The sequence below is a fragment of the Zobellella taiwanensis genome (assembly GCF_003012795.1).
GTDB classification, from domain to species: domain Bacteria; phylum Pseudomonadota; class Gammaproteobacteria; order Enterobacterales; family Aeromonadaceae; genus Oceanimonas; species Oceanimonas taiwanensis.
The window spans coordinates 1-417 of sequence record NZ_PXYH01000064.1 but is presented as its reverse complement, the minus strand read 5'-3'; the positions used below and the strand labels follow the sequence as shown (position 1 = coordinate 417).

Sequence of the window (417 nt, the reverse complement as noted above, 5' to 3'; positions counted from 1 at the left end):
CGGTGCTGGACGCCAAAGGCGCGCAGAAATACATCGTCTGCAACGCCGACGAGGGCGACTCCGGCACCTTCGCCGACCGGCTGGTGATGGAGTCCGATCCCTACATGCTGATCGAGGGCATGATCATTGCCGGGCTCGCCGTGGGCGCCACCCAGGGCTACATCTACCTGCGCGAGGAATACCCCCTGGCCCATGAGCTGCTCAATATCGCCATCGAGCGGGCCCGGGCGGCCGGCTACCTGGGGCAGGACATACTGGGCTGCGGCCGCGCCTTCGAGCTGGAGGTGCGCCTCGGCGCCGGCGCCTACATCTGCGGCGAGGAGACCTCCCTGCTCGAAAGCCTGGAAGGCAAGCGCGGCATGGTGCGCGCCAAGCCGCCGCTGCCGGCGATCAATGGCCTGTTCGGCCAGCCCACGG

At 68.6% G+C, this 417-nt stretch carries 1 pseudogene; it reads left to right on the top strand.

What is annotated here, in order from left to right:
* A pseudogene (locus C7I36_RS16940) lies at positions 1-417 on the top strand (formate dehydrogenase); the annotation flags it as partial.